At 70.7% G+C, this 22233-nt stretch carries 20 protein-coding genes, 1 tRNA gene and 1 pseudogene; 12 read left to right on the forward strand and 10 right to left on the reverse strand.

The annotated features are described in order from the left end of the window. Window positions 1–227: 227 nt before the first annotated feature. Window positions 228–605: a cupin domain-containing protein gene (locus tag AB0959_RS43260; RefSeq protein ID WP_366832348.1), complete on the reverse strand. Its 378-nt coding sequence runs from the start codon at window positions 603–605 to the stop codon at window positions 228–230. A gap of 101 nt (window positions 606–706) precedes the next feature. On the opposite strand from AB0959_RS43260, the gene AB0959_RS43265 reads away from it, so the two are divergent. Beyond that, window positions 707–1180 carry a MarR family transcriptional regulator gene (locus AB0959_RS43265; RefSeq protein WP_366832349.1) on the forward strand — a complete coding sequence of 158 codons (474 nt, stop codon included), beginning with the start codon at window positions 707–709 and terminating at the stop codon, window positions 1178–1180. Between the two features lie 72 nt (window positions 1181–1252). Here AB0959_RS43265 and AB0959_RS43270 read toward each other — a convergent pair. The 7 genes and pseudogenes from AB0959_RS43270 to galU all read right to left on the reverse strand — a co-directional run bounded on the left by AB0959_RS43270 (window position 1253) and on the right by galU (window position 7345). Beyond that, window positions 1253–1326, reverse strand: a tRNA-Ala gene (locus AB0959_RS43270). Between the two features lie 148 nt (window positions 1327–1474). Continuing rightward, window positions 1475–2881 carry a gephyrin-like molybdotransferase receptor GlpR gene (gene glpR / locus AB0959_RS43275; protein WP_366832350.1) on the reverse strand — a complete coding sequence of 469 codons (1407 nt, stop codon included), beginning with the start codon at window positions 2879–2881 and terminating at the stop codon, window positions 1475–1477. A 173-nt stretch (window positions 2882–3054) separates the two neighbouring features. Then, the gene (locus tag AB0959_RS43280) at window positions 3055–3690 is read right to left on the reverse strand and encodes a GNAT family protein (RefSeq protein WP_366832351.1); all 636 of its coding nucleotides are present in this window, start codon (window positions 3688–3690) and stop codon (window positions 3055–3057) included. Between the two features lie 278 nt (window positions 3691–3968). Continuing rightward, window positions 3969–4490: pseudogene (locus AB0959_RS43285) on the reverse strand (MogA/MoaB family molybdenum cofactor biosynthesis protein); the annotation flags it as partial. Next, window positions 4487–4996: a cyclic pyranopterin monophosphate synthase MoaC gene (gene moaC / locus AB0959_RS43290; RefSeq protein WP_366832352.1), complete on the reverse strand. Its 510-nt coding sequence runs from the start codon at window positions 4994–4996 to the stop codon at window positions 4487–4489. The pseudogene AB0959_RS43285 and the gene moaC, both read right to left, overlap by 4 nt. 118 nt (window positions 4997–5114) lie before the next feature. After that, window positions 5115–6437, reverse strand: coding sequence for a gephyrin-like molybdotransferase Glp (glp, locus tag AB0959_RS43295; protein ID WP_366832353.1), 1323 nt, complete (start codon window positions 6435–6437; stop codon window positions 5115–5117). A gap of 5 nt (window positions 6438–6442) precedes the next feature. Beyond that, window positions 6443–7345, reverse strand: coding sequence for a UTP--glucose-1-phosphate uridylyltransferase GalU (gene galU / locus AB0959_RS43300; protein WP_366832354.1), 903 nt, complete (start codon window positions 7343–7345; stop codon window positions 6443–6445). Window positions 7346–7478: 133 nt separating this feature from the next. Here galU and AB0959_RS43305 point away from each other — a divergent pair, with 133 nt between their 5' ends. Further along, on the forward strand, window positions 7479–8063 hold the full coding sequence (locus AB0959_RS43305; protein ID WP_366832388.1) for a 5-formyltetrahydrofolate cyclo-ligase: 585 nt from the start codon (window positions 7479–7481) through the stop codon (window positions 8061–8063). Between the two features lie 117 nt (window positions 8064–8180). Here the strand turns inward: AB0959_RS43305 and AB0959_RS43310 are convergent, their stop codons facing one another. Continuing rightward, on the reverse strand, window positions 8181–10964 hold the full coding sequence (locus AB0959_RS43310; RefSeq protein WP_366832355.1) for a penicillin acylase family protein: 2784 nt from the start codon (window positions 10962–10964) through the stop codon (window positions 8181–8183). A gap of 297 nt (window positions 10965–11261) precedes the next feature. Here AB0959_RS43310 and AB0959_RS43315 point away from each other — a divergent pair, with 297 nt between their 5' ends. The 6 genes from AB0959_RS43315 to mscL all read left to right on the forward strand — a co-directional run bounded on the left by AB0959_RS43315 (window position 11262) and on the right by mscL (window position 17057). Then, on the forward strand, window positions 11262–12734 hold the full coding sequence (locus AB0959_RS43315) for a potassium/proton antiporter (RefSeq protein WP_366832356.1): 1473 nt from the start codon (window positions 11262–11264) through the stop codon (window positions 12732–12734). 250 nt (window positions 12735–12984) lie between these two features. After that, window positions 12985–14283 (forward strand): MFS transporter, encoded by a 1299-nt coding sequence (locus AB0959_RS43320; RefSeq protein WP_366832357.1) that lies wholly within the window; start codon window positions 12985–12987, stop codon window positions 14281–14283. Between the two features lie 68 nt (window positions 14284–14351). Beyond that, window positions 14352–14711 carry an FmdB family zinc ribbon protein gene (locus AB0959_RS43325; RefSeq protein WP_366832358.1) on the forward strand — a complete coding sequence of 120 codons (360 nt, stop codon included), beginning with the start codon at window positions 14352–14354 and terminating at the stop codon, window positions 14709–14711. 73 nt (window positions 14712–14784) lie between these two features. Further along, window positions 14785–15627, forward strand: coding sequence for an S-methyl-5'-thioadenosine phosphorylase (locus AB0959_RS43330; protein ID WP_366832359.1), 843 nt, complete (start codon window positions 14785–14787; stop codon window positions 15625–15627). Window positions 15628–15929: 302 nt separating this feature from the next. Next, a complete protein-coding gene (locus AB0959_RS43335; protein WP_366832360.1) occupies window positions 15930–16466 on the forward strand; it encodes a hypothetical protein in 537 nt (178 codons plus the stop codon). A gap of 120 nt (window positions 16467–16586) precedes the next feature. Next, entirely contained in the window at window positions 16587–17057 is a 471-nt protein-coding gene (mscL, locus tag AB0959_RS43340; RefSeq protein WP_366832361.1) for a large conductance mechanosensitive channel protein MscL, read from the forward strand. A gap of 67 nt (window positions 17058–17124) precedes the next feature. On the opposite strand, the gene AB0959_RS43345 is transcribed toward mscL, so the two are convergent. Beyond that, window positions 17125–17319 (reverse strand): hypothetical protein, encoded by a 195-nt coding sequence (locus AB0959_RS43345; protein WP_366832362.1) that lies wholly within the window; start codon window positions 17317–17319, stop codon window positions 17125–17127. A 167-nt stretch (window positions 17320–17486) separates the two neighbouring features. Here AB0959_RS43345 and AB0959_RS43350 point away from each other — a divergent pair, with 167 nt between their 5' ends. From AB0959_RS43350 to AB0959_RS43365, 4 genes are all read left to right on the forward strand, one after another. Then, window positions 17487–18731 carry a low temperature requirement protein A gene (locus tag AB0959_RS43350; RefSeq protein ID WP_366832363.1) on the forward strand — a complete coding sequence of 415 codons (1245 nt, stop codon included), beginning with the start codon at window positions 17487–17489 and terminating at the stop codon, window positions 18729–18731. Window positions 18732–18849: 118 nt separating this feature from the next. After that, the gene (locus tag AB0959_RS43355) at window positions 18850–19881 is read left to right on the forward strand and encodes a P1 family peptidase (RefSeq protein ID WP_366832364.1); all 1032 of its coding nucleotides are present in this window, start codon (window positions 18850–18852) and stop codon (window positions 19879–19881) included. Between the two features lie 172 nt (window positions 19882–20053). After that, a complete protein-coding gene (locus AB0959_RS43360) occupies window positions 20054–21259 on the forward strand; it encodes an Ig-like domain-containing protein (RefSeq protein WP_366832365.1) in 1206 nt (401 codons plus the stop codon). Window positions 21260–21480: 221 nt separating this feature from the next. Further along, window positions 21481–22230 carry a DUF6227 family protein gene (locus AB0959_RS43365; protein WP_366832366.1) on the forward strand — a complete coding sequence of 250 codons (750 nt, stop codon included), beginning with the start codon at window positions 21481–21483 and terminating at the stop codon, window positions 22228–22230. Window positions 22231–22233: the final 3 nt, after the last annotated feature.

Here is a 22233-nt window from a genome sequence, read left to right on the forward strand (position 1 = left end):
CCACACGTTCCGGGGGTGCGTACGCGTCGTACTGGTCATGCGGATCACACGGATCACCGTAGAAGGGCGAACGGCACGCGGCCATGGGCCCAGTGGGTGGGGCGGAGGTAGGGCTGGGCCTACCTCCGCCCCAACCGGGCCGGGGAGGAAACCCTCCGAGGACCGGGCCGAATTGGACCGGACCGGATTGGACCGGATCCGACCGGATCGGACTGGATCGGACCGGATCACTCCGCCCACGGAAGGCGGATCTTGTCCTCGCCGCCCGGCACCATCGCCCTGCCCCCGACCGTCATGGCGACCAGCGCCTCGGCGGGACCGGTCGCGGCCGCCGTGAGCCGCCGCACCGCCCCCGCGGCGAGGATCACCGCCTGACCGGCCCCCACCTGCTCGACCCGGCCGTCCACCTCGACCTCGAACGCCCCCGACAGCGGCATCCACACCTGCTCCCGGTCGATGATGTGCACCGGCGTGGACATGCCCGCGCCGAGCTCCACCCGCCAGGTGCTGACCTCGGCGCTGCCCTGACTGGGCCCCGCCAGCCCGGACATCACACCGGCCGGTGTCCTGGTCGTCCGCTGCTCACTCTCACTGACCACGTGCACGACGCCTCCAGGGTTCTGAGCGAACACGTGAGTAAAGTGCCTTTACTCACCCTTCGGTCGCCGAGTAAAGACGCTTTACACAGGTGTGTCAAGATGAGGCGATGAAGACCCGCGACCCGCTCGAGAACAGCGAGCTGACCTTCCTGCTCGGGATGGCCTTCCAGCTCGTTCTCACCGAGTTCGTCAGCCGCGTGGACGCCGTCGGCTACGCGGAACTGCGCCCCGTGCACGGCCTGGTCTTCCAGGCCCTCCGCGACACCGGCGCGACGAGCAGCGAACTGGCCGAGCGACTCGGGGTCACCAAACAGGCCGCGGGCCAGATCATCGACGACCTGGAGAAGCGCGGCTACGTCGAGCGCCGCCCGCACCCCGCGGGAGGCCGCCGCAAACTGGTCGTCCTGACCGGCAAGGCCCAGGAACACCTCTCCGTGGCGGGCCGCGTCCTCCACCAGCTGGAAGGACAGCTGGCCACACGACTGCAGGAGGCCGGCCTGGAACTCCCCCGGGCGGAACTCGCCGCACTCATCCGTACGTTGGCGGGCGACGCGATCCCGCCGTTGCGTCCCGTGTGGTGAGGCGGGGGCGGCAAGTCCATAGAACACGTCAGAGCCCCGGTCGGTGATCACCAACCGGGGCTCTGAGCTGCGTGGACCTGAGGGGATTTGAACCCCTGGCCCCCTCGATGCGAACGAGGTGCGCTACCGGACTGCGCCACAGGCCCTTGCAACGAGTGAAACTCTAGCATCCCCATCCGGGTGCTTGGAAATCCGTTCCGACGCTGGTCAACCACGGCGGACCTGCCGGGGTGTCAGCGCACGCGGCCCCGGCTCTCCGGCCCTTCGCCACTCCCGCCACGGCGCGCGGCGGACCTACTCGTTGGCAGCCCGCGGCCGGTCGCCGTCCTCGTACTGGTCGAACAGTGGCGTACGGCCCCGCTCCCGGGCCCGGCGAGCGGACGCGGCGCGGCGGGCGTCGGAGCGGCTGTCGTCGGAGGAGTCGGTGCTGTCCGGACCCTCGTCGGACGAAGCCGAGGGCGAAGGCGAGGACTGGGCTGCGGACGAAGGGGCCGTGCTCTCAGGGTCCCGCGTGGCGGCGGTACCGGCACCCGCACCGGCGGCACCCCCAGCACCCGACCCCACCGCACTCGACCGCGCCGAACTCCACGAGTCCGGCGCCCCCAGGTCCACGTTCTGCGTGGCCCGCGGCGCGACCGGTGCCGTCACGTAGGTCGGGAGCGGCACCGGTACAGGGTCCCAGCTGTCGCCCTGGCCGGGGCGCCGCTGCCGCTCGCGCTGCTGGTCGACCCACTCGGCGTGATCGGTCTGCTCGACGAGGGCGCGGCGGTCGGCCGCGAGGGCGGAGAGGCCTGGGTTGGTTCCGGTCTCTGGTCCGTCCTCCGGCTCGTCGGCGTCCACGTCGGGCGTCGGCCGCCGTCGGGGCTGCCGTTCGCGCAGCCGCTGAGCCGCCACCTCGGCCCGGCGCCGGTCCATCGTGTACGCGAACCTCCGGCGCTCCTGGGCCCGCAGGTACGCGATGTACACGCTCAGCATCACCGCCGGCACACCGGGCGCCCACAGGAAGGCGAGCCCGCCGACGGCGGCGACGATCGCACCGAGCGTGAAGGCGAGGAAGAGCATCACTGTCGTACGCCGCCGGCGCGCGAGCACCTTCGAGCGCTGGGCGCGTGCGGCCGACTCCGCCTGGCTCCCACGCCGTGCGCGTGCACCCGGAGCCGCCTTCGACGCGGCCTTCGACGACGGGTGCTGCGCCTTGCCACCTGGCTGCGCCTTGCCACCCTGCTGTGCCTTACCACCCTGCTGTGCCTTACCGCCCGGCTGCGCCTTACCGCCCGGCTGTGCTTTGCCGCCCGGCTGCGCCTGCTGCGGAACCGGTCTGGCGCTGCCCCCGGAGGCCCCGCCCTTCGGTGTGCCGGTCTTGCCCTTGGGCTCTCCGCCCTTGGCCGCGCCCGGCTCCATCGGCAGCCGCGTCCTGGTCTGCGGCCGGTAGCGGGGCATGGCGAAGGCCCGGACGTCCACCGAGTCGGTGACGACGCCCGGGTCGGCGCCGCGCTCCCCCTCGTCGGTGGAGCGCGTCCGCAGGTCCTTGGCGTACCGGCGCTCCATGCCCGCCCGTCCGGAAAGCAGCCGGATGGCGGTGCTGAAGCGTTCCGTCGGACGGGCTTCGTTCAGCTCGTCCTGCCTACGGAGCCACATCGGCACCAAGTAGGCGGCCCAGGCCCCGACGATGACTGCGTAGATGAGGCCGCTGCTGCTCACGCCTCACACGGTAGAGGGGTTTGCATGAGGCCATCTGCCAATTGAGCCGGTGTGTCGCACGATCTGGCTGATATTTCGAGCTTTTTTTGTGACCGATGCGATCAGCAGGCCACCGGGAGCGCGAAATTAACGCCCTCAGCCGATCATCAGCCGATCAATTTCGAACACGTATTTCATTTGCGCGGGGTGTCACCGGAGGTGCCGGAAGTGTTCCGCGCGTTCCGCGCGCGTGCCCGCTGCCAGCGGGCCAGCAGGCCGTCGGGAACCTCTTCGGCGGTGAGCGCGAAGACGAGATGGTCTCGCCAGGCCCCGTCGATGTGAAGATAACGTGGACGAAGTCCTTCCTCGCGGAATCCGAGTTTCTCCACGACCCGGCGGCTCGGCCCGTTCTCGGGGCGAATACAGACTTCGATGCGGTGCAGACCGACGGCGCGGAAGCAGTGGTCGACCACGAGGGCCACGGCCGTCGGCATCACTCCGCGCCCGGCGACCGCCTCGTCCACCCAGTAACCGACGTGCCCGGAGCACATCGAGCCCCAGGTGATCCCGGCGACCGTCAGTTGTCCGACGAGCCGGCCCTGGTACTCGATCACGAACGGCAGCATCCGGCCGGCGCCCGCCTCCGCGCGCAGGTGGCGGACCATCTGGCGGTAGGTCGGCCGGTGCGCGATCGGACCGCCGGGCGAGGGCGGTGGAATCGTCGCCTCCCAGGGCCTCAGCCAGTCCCGGTTGCGCCGGTTGACCTCGCGCCATGCCCGCTGGTCGCGCAGCTTTATCGGCCGGAGGACGACGTCGCCGTCCGCCAGCACGACGGGCCAGGATGCGCTGGTCAGCTCGCACCCCCACTCGGTCCGGGACGGTCCGCGCCGGGGCCGGTGTGGTCCTCGGCGGTCCCGCCGGGTCTGTGCCCGGTCCCGCCGCCATGTCCGTGCCCGGCACCGCCGGTCCTGCCGCCATGTCTGTGCTCGGCGGCGTCCGCAGTTCCGCCAAACCCGTGCCCGGCAGCGTCCCCGCCCGCGTCCGCGTCGCCGCCGGACCTCGGGTGGTCGCCGGGCCTCGGGTGGTCGCCGGACCTCGGGTGGTCGCCGGGCCTCGGGTGGTCGCCGCCCCGGATCTGGTCGACGGCGTGGACCAGGAGGGGCTCCAGGACCGCCAGCCCGTCCTTCACGCCGCCGGTGGAGCCCGGGAGGTTCACGATCAGTGTCCCGCGTGCGACGCCCGCGAGCCCACGGGAGAGCGCGGCCGTGGGCACCTTCTGTCTGCCGTACGCCCTGATGGCCTCGGCGATGCCCGGCACCTCGTGGTCGAGGACGCTCCGGGTGGCCTCGGGGGTCCGGTCGGTGGGCGAGATGCCGGTTCCGCCGGTGGTCACGATGACGTCGTACCCGGCATCGACCCCCGCCTTCAGCACCTCCGCCACCGGGTCGCCGTCGGGGACGACCGTCGGGCCGTCGACGGCGAAGCCGAACCTCCTGAGCCCCTCCGCGATCAGGGGCCCGCCCTTGTCCTCGTACACACCGGCCGCGGCCCGGTTGGAGGCGGTCACGACCAGGGCGGCGTACGGCGCGACCAGGGCGCCCCCGGTCGACGGGTCCGGGGACGCGGTCATGCCCGACTCCAGTCGCCCGACTTGCCGCCGGTCTTCTCCTCCACGCGAACGTCCGTGATGACCGCCCCCTTGTCGACCGCCTTGACCATGTCGATCACGGTGAGCGCCGCCACGCTGACCGCGGTGAGGGCCTCCATCTCCACGCCCGTGCGGTCAGTCGTCTTCACGGTGGCCAGGATCTCGACGGCGTCGTCCGCGACCGACAGATCAAGCTTGACACCCGACACTGACAACGGGTGACAGAGCGGGATGAGGTCGGGCGTGCGCTTGGCGCCCATGATGCCCGCGATCCGGGCGGTGGCGAGGGCGTCGCCCTTGGGCACGCCCTCGCCGCGCAGCAGTTCGACCACGCGCGGCGAGACCAGGACCCGGCCGCTGGCGCGGGCGGTGCGCGCGGTCACGTCCTTCTCCGACACATCGACCATGCGGGCGGCTCCCGCCTCGTCGATGTGTGTGAGGCGGTCCTCCGGCGGTCCGGGGGTCTCCCCCCGGGAAGACACAGTCATGTGGTGTGGCGCTCCCGGTCAGGGCCGTCGCGGTGCCGCGCACGGCCTGTTGTGCGACGACACGGTACGCCAACTTCAGCGCCCTCGCGGAGGGGGATCTGCCGGGCCCCGGCGGCGGTCAGCCGAGGAGGACGACCTCGACCTCGCTGCCGGGCTCGACCGACTCCACGTCCTCGGGGACCACGATGAGCGCGTCGGCGTGGGCGAGGGCCGCGACCAGGTGCGATCCGGCGCCCCCGACCGGGGTGACCTTGCCGTCGGCGTAGGTCCCGCGCAGGAACTGCCGGCGCCCGGCGGGCGAGCTGAGCGCCTTGGGCGACTGAAGGGTCGCGCGGGTGGTGGGCCGGTGGAGGTCCTCCAGTCCCATCAGGGCGCGGATGGCGGGTCGTACGAACATCTCGAAGGAGACGTACGACGACACCGGGTTGCCCGGCAGGGCGAGCAGCGGGGTGTGGTCGGGGCCGATGGAGCCGAAGCCCTGGGGCTTGCCGGGCTGCATGGCGAGTTTACGGAACTCGACGCCGCTGCCCGCCTCGTCCTCGTCTCCGACGGACTGGAGGGCCTCCTTGACGACGTCGTACGCCCCGACGCTCACCCCGCCCGTGGTGACGAGCAGGTCGGCGCGGACGAGTTGGTCCTCGATGGTGGCGCGGAGGATCTCGGCGTCGTCGGTGACGGCGCCGACGCGGTAGGCGATCGCCCCGGCGTCGCGGGCGGCGGCGGTCAGCGCGAAGCTGTTGGAGTCGTGGATCTGGCCCTGCTCCAACTTCTCGCCCGGAGGGACGAGTTCACTGCCGGTGGACAGGACGACCACGCGCGGGCGGGGGCGCACACGGACCGTGGCGCGGCCGATCGAGGCGAGCAGGCCGATCTGCGGCGGGCCGAGGACCGTGCCCGCCGCGAGCGCCCGGTCGCCGGCCTTCACGTCGCTGCCCTTGGCGCGCACGTGCGCACGCGCCTCGGCCGCGCGGTGGACGGCGACCTGCCCGGAGGCGCCCTCGGGGCTGGCGCTGTGGGCGCGCATCCCGGAGACGGGCCCCTTGCCGAGGCCTCCGTCGGTCCACTCCACGGGAACGACCGCCTCGGCGCCGGGCGGCAGCGGGGCGCCGGTCATGATGCGGGCGGCCTCCCCGGGCCCGACGTGCGGCTGCTCGCCCTGGCCCGCGGCCACGTCGCCGATCACCGTCAGGACGGCGGGGTACTCCTCGCTGGCGCCCGCGACGTCCGCGACCCGCACCGCGTACCCGTCCATCGAGCTGTTGTCGAACGGCGGCAGTGACAGCGGCACCGTGACGTCCTCGACCAGGACGCAGCCCTGGGCGTCGAGGAGTTGCAGCTCGATGGGTTCCAGGGGGCGGACGGTGGCGAGGATGTCCTCCAGGTGCTCGGTCACCGTCCAGAAGTGGTCCTGAGCGGTGTCGCGGGTCGGGGCGCTGCTCAAAGTCGCTACATCTCCTCGGCTACGTAACTGCGAAGCCAGGTCCGGAAGTCCGGGCCCAGGTCTTCACGTTCGCACGCGAGTCGGACAATGGCACGCAGGTAGTCGCCGCGGTCGCCGGTGTCATAGCGGCGGCCCTTGAAGACGACGCCGTGGACGGGACCGCCCACCTTCTCGTCGACCGCGAGCTGCTGGAGGGCGTCGGTGAGCTGGATCTCGCCGCCGCGGCCCGGCTCGGTCTGGCGGAGGATCTCGAAGACGTGCGGGTCGAGGACGTAGCGGCCGATGATCGCGTAGTTCGAGGGGGCGTCGGCCGGCTCCGGCTTCTCGACCATGCCCGTGACCTTGACGACGTCGCTGTCCTCGGTGTTCTCGATGTCCGCGCAGCCGTAGAGGTGGATCTGCTCGGGGGCGACCTCCATGAGCGCGATGACGCTGCCGCCGTGCTGCTCCTGGACCTCGACCATGCGCTGGAGCAGGGGGTCGCGGGGGTCGATGAGGTCGTCGCCGAGGAGGACGGCGAAGGGCTCGTCACCCACGTGCGGGGCGGCGCACAGGACGGCGTGGCCGAGGCCCTTGGGGTCGCCCTGGCGGACGTAGTGCATGGTGGCGAGGTCGCTGGACTCCTGGACCTTGGCGAGCCGGTGGGCGTCGCCCTTCTTCTGGAGGGCGGACTCCAGCTCGTAGTTGCGGTCGAAGTGGTCCTCCAGGGGGCGCTTGTTGCGACCGGTGACCATGAGGATGTCGTCGAGCCCCGCGGACACCGCCTCCTCGACCACGTACTGGATGGCCGGCTTGTCCACGACCGGCAGCATCTCTTTGGGAGTGGCCTTGGTGGCCGGCAGGAACCGGGTGCCGAGGCCGGCTGCGGGGATGACAGCCTTGGTGATCCTGGGGTTCGACTCAGTCATGGGCGCAACCATATCCGGTGCCTTTGTGCGCTTTCTGTGGCTCCGGTTAATTCGCTCTCATATGAGCCGACTATGAACAATACGGGAGCAACCTGTGAGCCGGATGAGGCACGGTATGGACCCTGCCAAGCGAATGTTGCGGGGAGAGCTCCTCGCGGTGAGGAACGGGTTGACGGCGGATGACGTCCGGAAAACGACGGACGCCCTTGCCGTCCGCGCCCTCAGCCTGCCCGAACTGGTGCGCGCGCGCACGGTCGCGGCGTACGTCTCCGTCGGGAACGAGCCGGGCACTCTCGCGCTCCTCGACGCGCTCCACGCGCGCGGGGTGAGTGTTCTGCTGCCGGTCCTGTTGGCGGACAACGACCTCGACTGGGGTGCTTACGACGGCGAGGGTTCCCTGGTCCGTGTCCAACATGGCGGAAAGATGGCCCTGTTGGAGCCGTCGGGCGAGCGCCTCGGCCCGGAGGCCGTCGAGCGGGCGGACGCCGTCCTGCTGCCCGGTCTCGCCGTGGACGCGCGCGGGATGCGTCTGGGGCGCGGCGGCGGCTCGTACGACCGCGTCCTCGCCCGCCTGGAGCGCGCGGGGGCCGATCCGGCGCTGGTGGTGCTCCTGTACGACACGGAGGTCGTCGACCGCGTGCCCGAGGAGCCCCATGACCGTCCGGTGCACGCGGTGGTGACCCCCTCGGGAGTACGGCGCTTCCGGGCCCGCCCTTAGAGGTGCCCCCATGCCTCAGAGGTGCCCCCATGAGTGAGCCCCATGAGTGAAAGGGCCCTCCACGCGCGCGTGGAGGGCCCTTTCAGCAGGACGCGTCAGATGGACGGCTGGGCGGCGTCACGGCTTGAGCAACAGCGTGTCGCCCGTGCCGGCGTCGACCGCCTTCTTCGAGAAGGACCAGGTCAGCAGCTCACCCTTGGCCCATTTGTTCGTCTGGTCCGTGTAGTGGGCGTTGTAGGCGTGCCCGGAGGCACCGCTGAGGTTGATCCACTTGGACTTGTCGAAGTTCCCGAGGTTGACGACCATCCGCATGGACGGCACCCAGACGACGTTGTAGCCGCCCGCGGCGTTCCAGCCCGTCGCGTTGACCGTGGCCTCGCCGCCGCTCAGCTTCCAGGGGCCGCGGTTGAGCATGTACTGCAGGAAGCCGGGGCCCTCGGTGCCCAGGGTCTGGTTCTTCAGGAACAAGCGGTGCAGCCGGCCCCAGCTCCAGGTGTCGATGTCCTTGCCGAGCTTGGCGGTCAGCTCCCAGCGGGCGTCGTCCAGAGCCCGCGCGAACAGCTCGTCACGGTTGTTGGCGGGCTTCTCGGTGCGCGTGCCGGGCGCCTTCCACCAGTCGTTGTTCTTGTCGTCGATGATCCTGCGGACCACCTCGAACCAGCGGTCGCCGCCGTCCGGCTGCGCCTGGTCCGCGTCGCGCTGACCGCACTCACGGACCTCCGTCACCTCGTCGGCCGGGCCGTTGTTGTCGGTCGGCTTGACCCACAGGCACTGGCCCTTGACCCGCAGCTCCTTGGGCATCTTGTTGCCGAAGGCGAGCTTGAGGATGTTGCGCCAGACCGCGTTGAAGTACGCGGCGGCCGCCGAGTCGGCGTCCTGGGTGTAGTCCCAGCCCTCCAGCAGCTTCTGCGCCTCGCGGACGCTCTTGTCCTGGATGCCGATCTTCAGCAGCCGGGGCACCAGCAGCCGGGCGATCTCGCTGCTGTTGTCCAGCTGCATCTGGCGCATGTCCTCGGTCGAGACCTTCCCGCCGCCCTTGATCTTCGACTCGATCAGGTCGGCGAGCCGCTGGCTGCGCGTGCCGTAGCCCGAGTCCGTGGTGAGCGTGTAGGGGTACTTGTCCTTGTCGACGACGGCCTGGTTGGCGGTGACGATGTAGCCGCGCTTCGGGTTGTACTCGTAGGGCAGCTCGTCCTGGTCGATGTAGCCGGTCCAGCGGTACTTGGGGTCCCAGCCCGGCACCGGGAGGGAGCCGTCGCCCTCGCCGCGGATCGGGATCCTGCCGGGCAGCTGGTAGCCGATGTTGTCCTTGGTGTCGGCGTAGATCAGGTTCTGCGAGGGCGCGTCGAGCAGGGCGGCGGCCTTGCGGAAGCCGTCCCAGTCCTTGGCCTTGTCCATGGCGAACACGGCGTCCATGGAGGTGCCCGGCTCCAGCGCGGTCCAGCGCAGCGCGATGGCGTAGCCGTCGCCGCGGTCGGGGGCGGCGCTGTCGACGGAGGCCTTCTTGCCGACGTTCACGAGCTCGTCGTCCCGGTCCGACAGCAGGGGGCCGTTGTTGGTGGTGCGGACGACGATCTTCTTGGACTTGCCGCCGGCGACCTCGATGGTCTCCTCGCGGGTGTCGAAGGAGCGCACCTTGCCGTCGTACTCGTAGCCGTTCCCGGTGAGCTTCTCCAGGTACAGGTCGGTGACGTCGACGCCGGAGTTGGTCATGCCCCAGGCGATGTCCTGGTTGTGGCCGATTATGACGCCGGGCATCCCGGCGAACGTGTAGCCGGAGACGTCGTACTGGCACTTGTCGGAGATCGCCTTGCAGTGCAGGCCCATCTGGTACCAGACGGACGGCAGCGAGGCCGACAGGTGCGGGTCGTTGGCGAGCAGCGGCTTGCCGCTGATGGTGTGCTCGCCGGAGACGACCCAGGAGTTGGAGCCGATGCCGTTGCCGTTCACGCCGACGGCCTCGGGCACGTCCTCCAGCACCTTGTAGAGGCCCGAGAGCTGCGACTGGATTCCGGAGGAGGCGCCGGACGTCCCGGTGCCGGTGCCGGTGCCAGTGCCCGTGCCATTGGCGGTACCGCCCGTGCCCGCGCCGTTCTGCGTCGAGGTCCCGGAGCCGTCGGTCCACGTCCTGGTGACCTCGTCGTACTGGCCCTCCTGGACTATCGGCTTGTTCCGGTTGTACGGGTACTCCGGGTACAGGTCGGCGATCTGCTTCGGGCCCAGGCGGCTGGTCATCAGGGCGCGGTCGATCTCGTCCTGCATGTTGCCGCGCAGGTCCCAGGCCATCGCCTTCAGCCACGAGATCGAGTCGACCGGGGTCCACTCCTCGGGCTTGTAGTCGTTGCTGAAGCCGAGGGCGGCATACTCCAGGGAGATGTCCTTGCCGTCCTTGCCCTTCAGGTAGGCGTTGACGCCCTTGGCGTAGGCCTGGAGGTAGCTCTTCGTCTCGGCCGACAGCTTGGTGTCGTACTCCTGCTTCGCCACCCTGTCCCAGCCCAGGGTGCGCAGGAACTCGTCGTTGTCGACCTGGCTCTTGCCGAACATCTCGGACAGGCGGCCCGCGGTCATGTGGCGGCGCACGTCCATCTCGTAGAACCTGTCCTGCGCCTGGACGAAGCCCTGCGCCATGAACAGGTCCTCGTCGGTGGAGGCGTAGATCTGCGGGATCCCGTAGTCGTCACGCTGGACGTCGACCGGTCCGGACAGGCCCTGCAGCGTGATCGAACCCTTGGTCTGGGGGAACGAGGCACGTACGGTGCTGACCGACCAGTATCCCCCGTATCCGAAGCCTCCGATGAGGGCCAGGACCAGGACGATCAGGAGCAGGCGGGCTCTGCGCCCCTTCTTCCTGCCGGACTTGCCGGGCTTCTGACCGGAAGAGGCGGTGGTGTTGGGGGGCATCGCTGTCCTTGCTGTCCTAATGCGAGCGGCAGACCGGGCTGTGCTTTTAACTGAGCGCAGGAGCAACCATAGGCGCAGGGCCCGACACAACTTGACGCGGAGTCGGCAACCGGCACGTACGGACGTTCGATCTTGCACTCTGGAGTGTCAAGAAAACGTCAAGAGTTAGGTAAGGTAACGAAGTACCTGCACAGAAGTGCGTGCCGATGACCGCCTTCGCGTGCTCGAATCCACCTGCCCGGACCCGCGAGAAGGGACCAGCCGCTGAACGTCCACCACCTCAACCAGCTCCTGCTCGTGTGCTCGATCGTCCTGCTCGTCGCGGTGGCAGCGGTACGGATCTCTTCGCGCAGCGGGCTCCCCAGCCTGCTCGTCTACCTGGGCATCGGCGTCGCCATGGGCCAGGACGGCATCGGCGACATCCACTTCAACAACGCCGAGATGACCCAGGTCATCGGCTACGCAGCCCTCGTCGTGATCCTCGCCGAGGGCGGCCTCGGCACGAAGTGGAAGGAGATCAAACCGGCCCTCCCGGCCGCCAGCTCACTGGCGCTGGTCGGGGTCGCGGTGAGCGTCGGCGTGACGGCCACGGGCGCGCACTACCTGATCGGACTGGAATGGCGGCAGGCGCTCATCATCGGCGCGGTGGTCTCGTCCACGGACGCGGCGGCGGTCTTCTCCGTCCTGCGGAAAATCCCCCTCCCTTCGCGCGTGAACGGTGTCCTGGAGGCCGAGTCCGGCTTCAACGACGCCCCGGTCGTCATCCTCGTCGTCTCCTTCTCCACGGCCGGCCCGGTGGAGCACTGGTACGTGCTGCTCCTGGAGATAGCCCTGGAGCTGGCCATCGGAGCGGCCATCGGCCTCGCGGTGGGCTGGCTCGGCGCGTACGGGCTGCGGCACGTGGCCCTGCCCGCCTCCGGCCTCTACCCCATCGCCGTCATGGCCATCGCCGTCACGGCCTACGCGGCCGGGGCACTCGCCCACGGCAGCGGCTTCCTCGCCGTCTACCTGGCCTCCATGGTGCTCGGCAACTCCAAGCTGCCGCACTGGCCCGCCACGCGCGGCTTCGCCGAGGGCGTCGGCTGGATCGCCCAGATCGGCATGTTCGTGCTGCTCGGCCTGCTCGTGACCCCGCACGAGATGGGCGACGACATCGTGCCCGCGATCGTCATCGGCCTGGTGCTGACCATGGTGGCCCGGCCGGTGAGCGTCATCGTCGCCCTGCTGCCGTTCCGGGTGCCGTGGGCCGAGCAGACGCTGCTGTCCTGGGCCGGGCTGCGCGGAGCGGTTCCCATCATCCTGGCCACCATCCCCATGGTGAACGAGGTCGAGGCGAGCCGACGGATCTTCAACATCGTCTTCGTGCTCGTGGTCGTCTACACCCTCGTCCAGGGGCCCACGCTGCCCTGGCTGGCCCGGAAGCTGCGCCTGCGCGAGGGCCAGGAGGCCGCCGACCTCGGCATCGAGTCGGCACCCCTGGAGCGGCTGCGCGGACACCTGCTGTCCGTGGCGATCCCCGAGGGCTCCAAGATGCACGGCGTCGAGGTCAACGAGCTGCGACTGCCCCCCGGCGCGGCCGTCACGCTCGTCGTGCGCGACGGCACGTCCTTCGTCCCCCTGCCCACCACGGTGCTGCGACGCGGCGACGAACTGCTCGTGGTGGCCACGGACCCCGTCCGGGACGCGGCGGAACGGCGTCTGCGCGCGGTCGGCATGGGCGGAAAACTGGCGGGCTGGCTGGGGACGGGCAACGGCGGGGCGCGAGCATAGCTCGCGGGATCCCAGGTCGACCGTCGGATGGTGCCCGCTTTCACAGGTGAACGGTGACCTCGCCTCTGTACTATGAAGCCGCACCCTGATCGAACCACCTCTGCCTGACGCAGAGCTGGCGCGACCGTATGGCGGCCGGGACGCCCCCTCGCAGTGGACTCCGGTATCTACCGCAGTACGCGCAAGAGGACAGCTCTCGGCGCGCCTCCCGCACGGGCGCGCGCTACCAGGCGGCAGAAAGGCATGGGCCGTGGCTTCCACGGTCACCTCGACGTCGTCCCGCCCGTCCCGCCCGGGCTACGGGCAACTGCTGCGCACCCGTGGCGCCTGGACGTTCCTGCTCCCCGGCTTCGCGGCACGCCAGCCGTTCGCGATGCTCACCATCTCCATCGTGCTGCTGGTGCGGCACACCACCGGCTCGTACGGGGCGGCCGGTGCCGTGGCCGCCGCGACCGGTGTCTCCATGGCGCTGTTCGCCCCCTACAGCGGGCGCCTGGCCGACCGCCACGGACAGCGGGCCGTGCTGGTGCCCGGCGTCGTCCTGCACGCCCTGGCGGGCGCCTCCCTGACGGCGCTGGCGCTTGCCGACGCCCCCTTGTGGGCGCTCTTCGTCGCCGCCGTGCCCACAGGTGCCTCGGTGCCGCAGATAGGTCCCATGGTTCGCGCCCGCTGGGGTGCGCGGCTCCAGGGAACGCCCCTGATGACGACCGCGGCGGCCTTCGAGTCCGTCACGGACGAGCTGACCTTCGTGCTCGGCCCGCTGGTGGCGACCGCGCTGTGCACGGCCGTGGACCCGGCGGCCGGACTGGTGACGGAGGCCGCGCTCACCCTGGTCGGCGGTCTGCTGTTCGCGGCTCAGAAGGGCACCCAGCCCACACCCGTTCACGGTGGGCACGACGGGCTCGACGGGCACGCGCGCGTGGAGCACGTTTCGGCACTACGGGTCCCCGGGGTGCGGGTGCTTATCGTGACCTTCCTGGGGATCGGCTCCGTCTTCGGCGGCATGCAGGTCTCGCTCGCCGCGTTCTCGGAGTCGATCGGCGAGCCCGGTCTGAACGGCGTCCTGTACGGCGTCTTCGCGGCGGGCAACATGCTCTCCGGGCTCGTCTGCGGCGCGATCGCCTGGAAGGCCGCACCGCAGCGGCGGCTGGTCGTCGCGTACGCGGCCCTCGCCGTGACCGCCTCGGGCCTGTGGACCGCCCACTCCGTGGTGGTCCTCGCCGGGCTCGGACTGCTGGTCGGCATGTGTGTCGCGCCCGCCCTGATCACCGGCTACACGCTGGTCGACGCCCTGGTGCCGGCGTCCGCCCGCACGGAGGCCTTCACGTGGCTGACCGGCGCGGTCGCCCTCGGTCAGGCCGCCGCCGTCACAGCCGCCGGGCAGTTGGAGGACCACGTGTGGAACGGTGCCGGATTCCTGGTGCCGCTGGCCGGTACGGCACTGGCGCTGGCGACGCTGGTGGCACTGCGGTCACGGCTCGTGGCACGGCCCCGGACCCGCACCGTCGCACGTGGCATCGGTCACCGCTCACAGGTGGCAGTGGACTGAGCCGCAGGAATACGTCACTATGGACCGTCGTTAGCACTCATCGAGTGAGAGTGCCAGGAGGAAGACCAGTGCCGACGTACCAGTACCAGTGCACCGAATGCGGTGAGGGCCTCGAAGCGGTGCAGAAGTTCACCGACGACGCCCTGACCGAGTGCCCCAACTGCGGTGGCCGCCTGAAGAAGGTGTTCTCCGCGGTCGGCATCGTCTTCAAGGGATCCGGCTTCTACCGGAACGACAGCCGTGGCTCGTCGTCGAGCAGCAGCACGGCGTCGTCCTCCAAGTCCTCGACGTCGTCGGACTCGAAGTCCTCGTCCGACTCGAAGTCGTCCGACTCGAAGTCGTCCGGCTCGTCGTCGTCCTCGGGCTCGTCGTCCTCGGGCTCGTCGTCCTCGGGATCTTCCTCCTCCAGCAGCAGCTCCGCGGCCTAACACCCGCTCCGGGACCCTGTCGTCGTACGGCGGCAGGGTCTTCGGCGTTCGTACCCCCGGTTAGGGTGCGGGCATGGCGAACACGGAAAACGCTGAGATCGGTGTCATCGGCGGTTCGGGCTTCTACTCCTTCCTCGACGACGTGACCGAGATACAGGTCGACACCCCGTACGGGCCGCCCAGCGACTCCCTCTTCCTGGGCGAGCTCGCGGGACGGCGGGTCGCCTTCCTCCCCCGTCACGGGCGCGGCCACCACCTGCCGCCGCACCGCATCAACTACCGCGCCAACCTGTGGGCTCTGCGGTCGGTCGGGGCACGCCAGGTACTGGCGCCCTGCGCCGTGGGGGGACTGCGGCCGGAGTACGGGCCGGGCACGCTGCTCGTGCCGGACCAGCTGGTGGACCGTACGAAGGCGCGGGCGCAGACGTACTTCGACGGGCTGCCGCTGCCCGGGGGCGACGTCCCGAACGTGGTGCACGTGTCGCTGGCCGACCCGTACTGCCCCACCGGCCGCAAGGTCGCGCTGGAGGCCGCCCGCGGGCGGGACTGGGAACCGGTGGACGGCGGCACGCTGGTGGTCGTGGAGGGGCCGCGGTTCTCGACGCGCGCCGAGTCGGTCTGGCACCAGGCGCAGGGCTGGTCCGTGGTCGGCATGACCGGCCATCCCGAGGCCGCGCTCGCCCGCGAGCTGGAGCTCTGCTACACGTCGCTGAACCTCGTCACCGACCTCGACGCGGGCGCCGAGACCGGCGAGGGCGTCTCGCACGAGGAGGTGCTCCAGGTGTTCGCCGCGAACGTCGACCGGCTGCGGGGTGTCCTGTTCGACGCGGTCTCCGCGCTGCCGCCGAACGAGAAGCGGGACTGCCTGTGCACGTCGGCTCTGGGCGGGATGGATCCGGGGTTCGCGATGCCGTGACGGGTGGGCGCGCACGGGGTTCACGCCCAGGTTCCGCAAGGGGGTCGGGGCGGCGGAACCTCCCGTTCGGGTGAGGGAGTTTTCCACAGTTCGTGAGTTGTCCACGGGCGTCGGCGGACTTTGCGGCGAAGCCTCATCGTGGGACCGCAAGCCGATCTCACGCAGCAGGTGGTGGCCTCATGTCCCTTCCGTTCCCTTCCCCTCCGTTCCCTTCCCCTCCGTTCCCTTCTCCGACCTCGACCTCGACCTCGACCTCGACCACATTCACATCCGCGTCCGCTTCCGCTTCCGCGTCCCCGTCCATGCCCCTGGACGGCCCGCCCGGCTCCGGCGCTCCCCCGACCTGCGAGGTCCCGCACTTCGCCCCGCTGCGGGTGGGTGGTGCCCGCTACCGGTTGCGGCGACTCGTGCGGTGCCGGAGGCGGGCCGTGGCCGCCGGGCTGGCCGTCACCGCGGCGACGCTGGTGGCGGCGGGCCCGCGGGAGGCGGAGCCGGCCAGGGACGCCCAGCGGCCTCGCGGGCATCCGGTGGCCGAGTCGGTTCCTGAGCGGCAGCGCGCCGTCGAGATGGTGGCGGCGCCGGTGCGCATCGCCGACGGCGCGGCGGTGCGGCTGCTGCGGCCCGGCGACCGGGTCGACGTGATCGCGGCGGAGGGGTCGGCCACGGCCGGCGGCGACGCCCGAGTGGTCGCGCGCGGGGCCCGGGTGACGAGGGTGCCGGCGGCGGGCGTCACCGAGAGCGGGGCGCTGGTGGTGCTGTCCGTGCCCAGGGCCGCGGCGGCACGGCTGGCCGGCGCGGGCGCGACCTCACGGCTGGCGGTGACGCTGTGCCGACCCTGAGCAAGGGCACCGGGCGTCGCTCACATCAGTTGTTCAGAGGGTGCGGCTGGACAGGGCCGGAACGCCGTGCCGTAAGTTGCGGAGTCGTTTGTTCCACAACTTGCGCGGAGGGGCGTCAAGGTGAGCGAGAAGAAGGAGCCGAACCTTTGGGAGGGCTTCAAGGCCTTCCTTATGCGGGGGAACGTCGTCGACCTGGCGGTGGCCGTGGTCATCGGCGCGGCCTTCACCAACATCGTGACCGCGGTGGTGAAGGGCATCATCAACCCCGTGGTGGGAGCGATCGGCACCAAGAACCTCGACCATTACAGCTACTGCCTGAAGGACCCCTGCACGGGCACCGGCGACAGCGCGACGGGCGTCCGCATCCTGTGGGGCTCCGTGCTGGGAGCGACGCTCACCTTCGCCATCACGGCGAGCGTCGTCTACTTCCTGATGGTGCTGCCGATGGCCAGGTACCTCGCGCGGCAGGAGGCCCGCCGCAAGGCCAAGGAGGGCACGCACGAGGTCATCGAGGTGAGCGAACTGGAGGTCCTGAAGGAGATCCGCGACGCCCTGGTCGCCCAGCGGGGCGCGGGGCACGACCGCGAGTAGAGCGGTTCACGGAGCGCGCTCGGAAGTGGCTCACCGACCGCGCTCGGCAATGGTTCACGCACCGCTCTCAGAGGTGGTGGGGCGGCTTCTCGTCGAGGAAGCGCTTCAGGTCGGCGACGCTGTCGCCCTCCGAGGGCCGCTCGCCCCACCCCCGGTCCGTGTCGTCCGACGACGGCTGGTCGAGCGGGTCGTCGAAGACCAGCGCGGCGACCCGCCGGGGCTTCGCCGGCTCGCGCGGTTCGGGGGCGGAAGCGGTACTCATGGCTCCAGGGTACGGGCCCGTGGGCGGGCGGGGCCCTGGCGCGACCGGAGGGCACGGAGTGCGGGCCGGCCCCTGGCACCGCCGGAGGGCTCGGCGTCCGCGAGGACCCGCCCACCGGTGCACTCCTGGGCAAGAGGCTCCCCGGGTTTTCTGGTCTGCTTGGCCGCATGACATCCAGTTCGGCCGGTTCGGCCCCGCACTCCGCCTCTTCCGCCGGTTCGTCCGCCGACCGCGGCCCTCTGCGGAGGCTGACCGCGCGGGTGCGCGAGGAGGAGCACCGGGTCGCGTCGCCGCTCGAGCTCTTCTTCGACCTGTGCTTCGTCGTGGCGATCGCCCAGGCAGGCGTGCAGCTGGTCCACGCGGTGGCGGCGGACCACGCGGGCGAGGGCATCCTCAACTACGCGATGGTCTTCTTCGCGATCTGGTGGGCCTGGATGAACTTCACCTGGTTCGCCTCGGCGTACGACAACGACGACGTGCTGTACCGGGTGGTGACGCTGGTCCAGATCGCCGGTGTGCTGGTGCTCGCGGCCGGTGTGTCCCAGGCGTTCGAGGACCACGATTTCCTGGTCGTCTGGATCGGCTACGTGATCATGCGGGTGGCCATGGCCGCCCAGTGGCTGCGCGCGGCGCGGGCGGCCGGGGGCGCCGAGAGAACCATGGCGTTGAGATACGCGGTCGGCGTGCTGCTCTGCCAGATCGGCTGGCTGGGCCTCCTCGTCCTCCCGGAGCCCGCCCGTCCCTGGGTGTTCCTGGTGATGGTGCCGGCGGAGATGTACGTGCCGGTGTACGCGGAGCGGGCGCACGCCACGACCTGGCATCCGCACCACATCGCCGAGCGCTACGGCCTCTTCACGATCATCGTGCTCGGCGAGACGATCGCGGCGGCGACGGTCGCGGTGAAGTCGGGCGTGGAGGAGAACGACGCGCTGGGTGAGCTGCTGCCGATCGCGGCGGGCGGGCTGCTGACCGTGTTCTCGGCGTGGTGGATCTACTTCGTCGTGCCGATCCACGGGCGGCTGAGCTCCACCAGGCAGGGTTTCCTGTGGGGGTACGGCCACTATGTGATCTTCGCGTCGGCGGCCGCGATCGGTGCCGGACTGGAGGTCGCGGTGGAGCAGGCGGTCGGCAAGGCGCACATCTCGACGCTCGCCGCGTCGGCCGCGGTGACGTTGCCGACGGCGCTGTACCTGCTGGCCGTGTGGGCGTTGCACGCGCGCTACTTCAAGGTGGGGATCGCCCAGCAGGCCGTGCTGCCCACCACCGCGCTGGCGGTGATCGCGTGCACGTTCCTGGGGGACTGGGCGGTGCTCGCGGCGGGCATCGTGGCGGCGCTGGCCGTGGCCACCGGGGTGACGCTCACGGCGCGGATGGTGGCGGGAGAGGAGAGAGCGGGGGCAGTGCCTCGGTGAGGCGGAGCGGCCGGCAGTGCCCCGGTGGGGCGGGGCGGGTGGCAGTGCCCCGGTGGGGCGGGGCGGGTGGCGGTGCCCCGGTGAGGCGGAGTGGGCCGTGCCGGATCACACTGGGTCCATGACAGTTGACGCTTTGACAGATGTCGTGGGGCTGCGGGTCGGGCACGCCACCCGGACCGGCGACGGCTGGCTCACCGGGACGACGGTCGTCCTGGCCCCGGAGGGCGGGGCGGTGGGCGCGGTCGACGTCCGCGGCGGTGGGCCGGGGACCAAGGAGACGGACGCGCTCGATCCGCGGAACCTGGTGCAGAAGGTCGAGGCGGTCGTCCTGACCGGGGGCAGCGCGTACGGGCTGGACTCGGCGTCGGGGGTGATGTCCTGGCTGGAGGAGCGGGGACGCGGGGTGCGGGTGGGTCCCGATCCGTCGCAGGTCGTGCCGGTCGTGCCCGCGGCCTGTGTCTTCGACCTGGGCCGGGGTGGCGACTTCCGTGCCAGGCCGGACGCGGCCACCGGACGGGCCGCGGTGGAGGCGGCCGCCGCGAGCGAGTCGGGCGCATCGGTCGAGGAGGGCTGTGTGGGTGCCGGTACGGGGGCGACGGTCGGGCAGCTGAAGGGGGGTGTCGGGACCGCGAGCGTCGTGCTCGCCTCGGGCGTCACGGTGGCCGCGCTGGTGGTGGCCAACGCGTCGGGATCGGTGATGGATCCGGAGACGGGGGTGCTGTACGGGGAGTTGCTGCGGGGAGGCGGCCGGACGGCGTTCCCGGCGGCCGAGGTCCACGAGGCGGCGCGGCGGCGGCTGGCGGAGGCCACCGGCAAGAACACCGCGCCCCCGCTGAACACGACCCTCGCCGTCGTCGCCACCGACGCCGATCTCACCCGCGCCCAGGCGCAGAAGCTGGCGGGCACGGCGCACGACGGCATAGCCCGCGCCGTACGCCCGGTGCATCTCCTCAACGACGGCGACACGGTCTTCACCCTGGCCACCGCCGCCCGCCCCCTGCCCTCGGGCGGCCCGCTCGCGCTGAACGAGGTGCTCGCGGCGGGCGCGGACGTGGTGACACGGGCGATCGTCCGGGCGGTGCGGGCGGCGGAGTCGGTGGAGGGGCCGGGCGGGGTGTGGCCGGCGTACGGAGAGCTGTACGGGGGCTGACGACCTTCCCGGTGACCGTCCCGGTGAAGACCCGGGCCCCGTAGGCCGATTGTCCCGGTTCTGTCACGTGCGTGCCTCAGCGGCGGGACGGCCGGAACCTCTCCGGGGCCCGGGCGCTCTTTCTCCTCGTACTGGAGCGGATCACGTACGAAGCGAGAAGATGGAGCAGCCCGTGACATCGCCGGACAAGATGGTGCGACGCACGCTGGGGGCCGTGGCGGTCCTGGTGGCCGGGTCCCTGACGCTCACCGCCTGCGGTGGCAGCGCGAAGGCCGACAACGACAAGACCTCCGCCAAGGACTCCGCGGCGAAGATCACGATCTCGGCGAAGGACGGTTCGACGGGTGCGTCCATCAACGCGACCGGCGTGAAGGTCAGCGGCGGCAAGCTGACCGAGGTGAAGATGACGGTGGCGGGGACGAAGCAGGCCGTGTCCGGGGAGTTGTCCGCGGACGGGATGGCGTGGAAGCCGAAGGAGCAGTTGGAGCGGGGTACCAAGTACCAGATCTCGGCTGTCGCGAAGAACGGCAAGGGACGCACGTCCGCCGCCAACTCGATCTTCACCACTGTCACGACGGCCAACAGCTTCATAGGGACGTACACGCCGGACAACGGGTCCACGGTCGGTGTGGGGATGCCGGTGTCGTTCACGTTCGACAAGGCGATCAGCGAGAAGAAGGCCGTGCAGTCGCACATCACGGTGACGTCGAGCACCGGGCAGAAGGTGGTCGGGCACTGGTTCGGGCAGCAGCGGCTCGACTTCCGGCCCGAGGAGTACTGGAAGGCCGGCTCCAAGGTCACGATGAAGATCGACCTGGACGGCGTGCAGGGCGCCGAGGGCGTCTACGGCGTGCAGGACAAGACGGTCAGCTTCACCGTCGGGCGGTCCCAGGTCTCCACGGTCGACGTCAACACGCAGACCATGACGGTCGTGCGTGACGGCAGGACGCTCAAGACGATCCCGATCTCCGCGGGCAGCCCGCAGAACACCACGTACAACGGGCAGATGGTGATCTCCGAGAAGTTCGTCCAGACGCGGATGAACGGAACGACGGTCGGCTTCGGCGGCGAGTACGACATCCCGGACGTGCCGCACGCGATGCGGCTGACGACGTCGGGCACCTTCATCCACGGCAACTACTGGTACAACAAGGGCAACCCGCCCTTCGGCAGCCAGGGCACCAGTCACGGCTGCATCGGGCTCCAGGACGTGCAGGGCGCGCAGGGCGCCACCCCCGCCAAGTGGTTCTACGACAACTCGCTCGTCGGTGACGTCGTGACGGTCAAGAACTCCCCCGACAAGACGGTCGCCCCGGACAACGGCCTCAACGGCTGGAACATGTCGTGGAGCGCCTGGACGGCGGGCAGCGCCCTCTGAGTCGCGCCAGGGCGGGTGACGTCACGTCAACCGGGTCCTGACGAGCGCTCTTTGGCGACAGAACGCGAAGATCTTCGGCACATCAGCGGGCCGCGCGGGAACCATTCGCGCGGCTCGCGCGTTTTTCTGACGTACGTTTTCTCGGTTCCCGGACACGATGTCCGACCGAGGGGCTACGGTATGCACCCACAAGGTGACATGCAGCAACGCCGGGAGAAGCCTTGAGCGTTCCGTACGAGACGGCAGCGTACGAGCCACCCGAGTCGCCCGAGTCTCCGGAGGAGCACCTCGCGCGACTCCTCGGTCGTGCCCTGAACTCCTTCGAGTTGCCCGACGAGACCATACGGCGACTCGACTGCGCGCTCGCGCACGACAGTTCGCTGCACTCCGCGCACTACAGCGCGGGGCTGCACCGCTCGACGTACCGGCACACCTGGCTGCTGGACGACGGCTCCGCCCTCACCCTCTGGGAGCTGGTGCACAACACGGCGCCGGGCAGCGATCCGCAGGCCGAGGTGTACGTGGACGAGGAGGAGCTGCGGGCCGCCACGGCGCGGCTGCCGCTGCCGTCGGACACACCGGAGTTCGAGCTGCCCGTCATGGTGGAGCTGGCGCCGGTTCCCGAGACCCGCCACGAGTACGTGCTGGACGACTCGGCCGACCACGCCCGGCGGCTGCTGCGGCGCGCGGAGAACCCGGACCCGCCGGGGGACGAGCTCGCCACGCTGCTGCGGCGGACGGCGTTCGCGCACGAGATCACCCAGGCGTTCGGCCGTCCGAGCCGCACCGGCCGTGGGGGGCCGAGCTTCTCGCTGTACGAGCACGCGTTCTTACTCACCGACGGCCAGGAGATCTCCCTGTGGGAGGTCGAGCACACGGCGACGCCGGACGGGCGTCACATGTGCGAGGTCTACGCGTCGGAGGACGCGGCCCGGGACGCCATGGAGCGACGGGCGGCGAGCCGTGGATGAGCG

Origin of the sequence: Streptomyces sp. NPDC046862, assembly GCF_040704615.1 — a bacterium.
Lineage (GTDB): Bacteria > Actinomycetota > Actinomycetes > Streptomycetales > Streptomycetaceae > Streptomyces.

Bases quoted from the DNA above. Each gene is read 5' to 3' on its own strand.
- AB0959_RS43265 (WP_366832349.1), top strand. From the start codon at position 707: ATGAAGACCCGCGACCCGCTCGAGAACAGCGAGCTGACCTTCCTGCTC.
- moaC (WP_366832352.1), bottom strand. From the start codon at position 4,996: ATGACTGTGTCTTCCCGGGGGGAGACCCCCGGACCGCCGGAGGACCGC.
- galU (WP_366832354.1), bottom strand. From the start codon at position 7,345: ATGACTGAGTCGAACCCCAGGATCACCAAGGCTGTCATCCCCGCAGCC.
- AB0959_RS43305 (WP_366832388.1), top strand. From the start codon at position 7,479: ATGTTGCGGGGAGAGCTCCTCGCGGTGAGGAACGGGTTGACGGCGGAT.
- AB0959_RS43310 (WP_366832355.1), bottom strand. From the start codon at position 10,964: ATGCCCCCCAACACCACCGCCTCTTCCGGTCAGAAGCCCGGCAAGTCC.
- AB0959_RS43330 (WP_366832359.1), top strand. From the start codon at position 14,785: ATGGCGAACACGGAAAACGCTGAGATCGGTGTCATCGGCGGTTCGGGC.
- AB0959_RS43335 (WP_366832360.1), top strand. From the start codon at position 15,930: ATGCCCCTGGACGGCCCGCCCGGCTCCGGCGCTCCCCCGACCTGCGAG.
- AB0959_RS43345 (WP_366832362.1), bottom strand. From the start codon at position 17,319: ATGAGTACCGCTTCCGCCCCCGAACCGCGCGAGCCGGCGAAGCCCCGG.
- AB0959_RS43350 (WP_366832363.1), top strand. From the start codon at position 17,487: ATGACATCCAGTTCGGCCGGTTCGGCCCCGCACTCCGCCTCTTCCGCC.
- AB0959_RS43355 (WP_366832364.1), top strand. From the start codon at position 18,850: ATGACAGTTGACGCTTTGACAGATGTCGTGGGGCTGCGGGTCGGGCAC.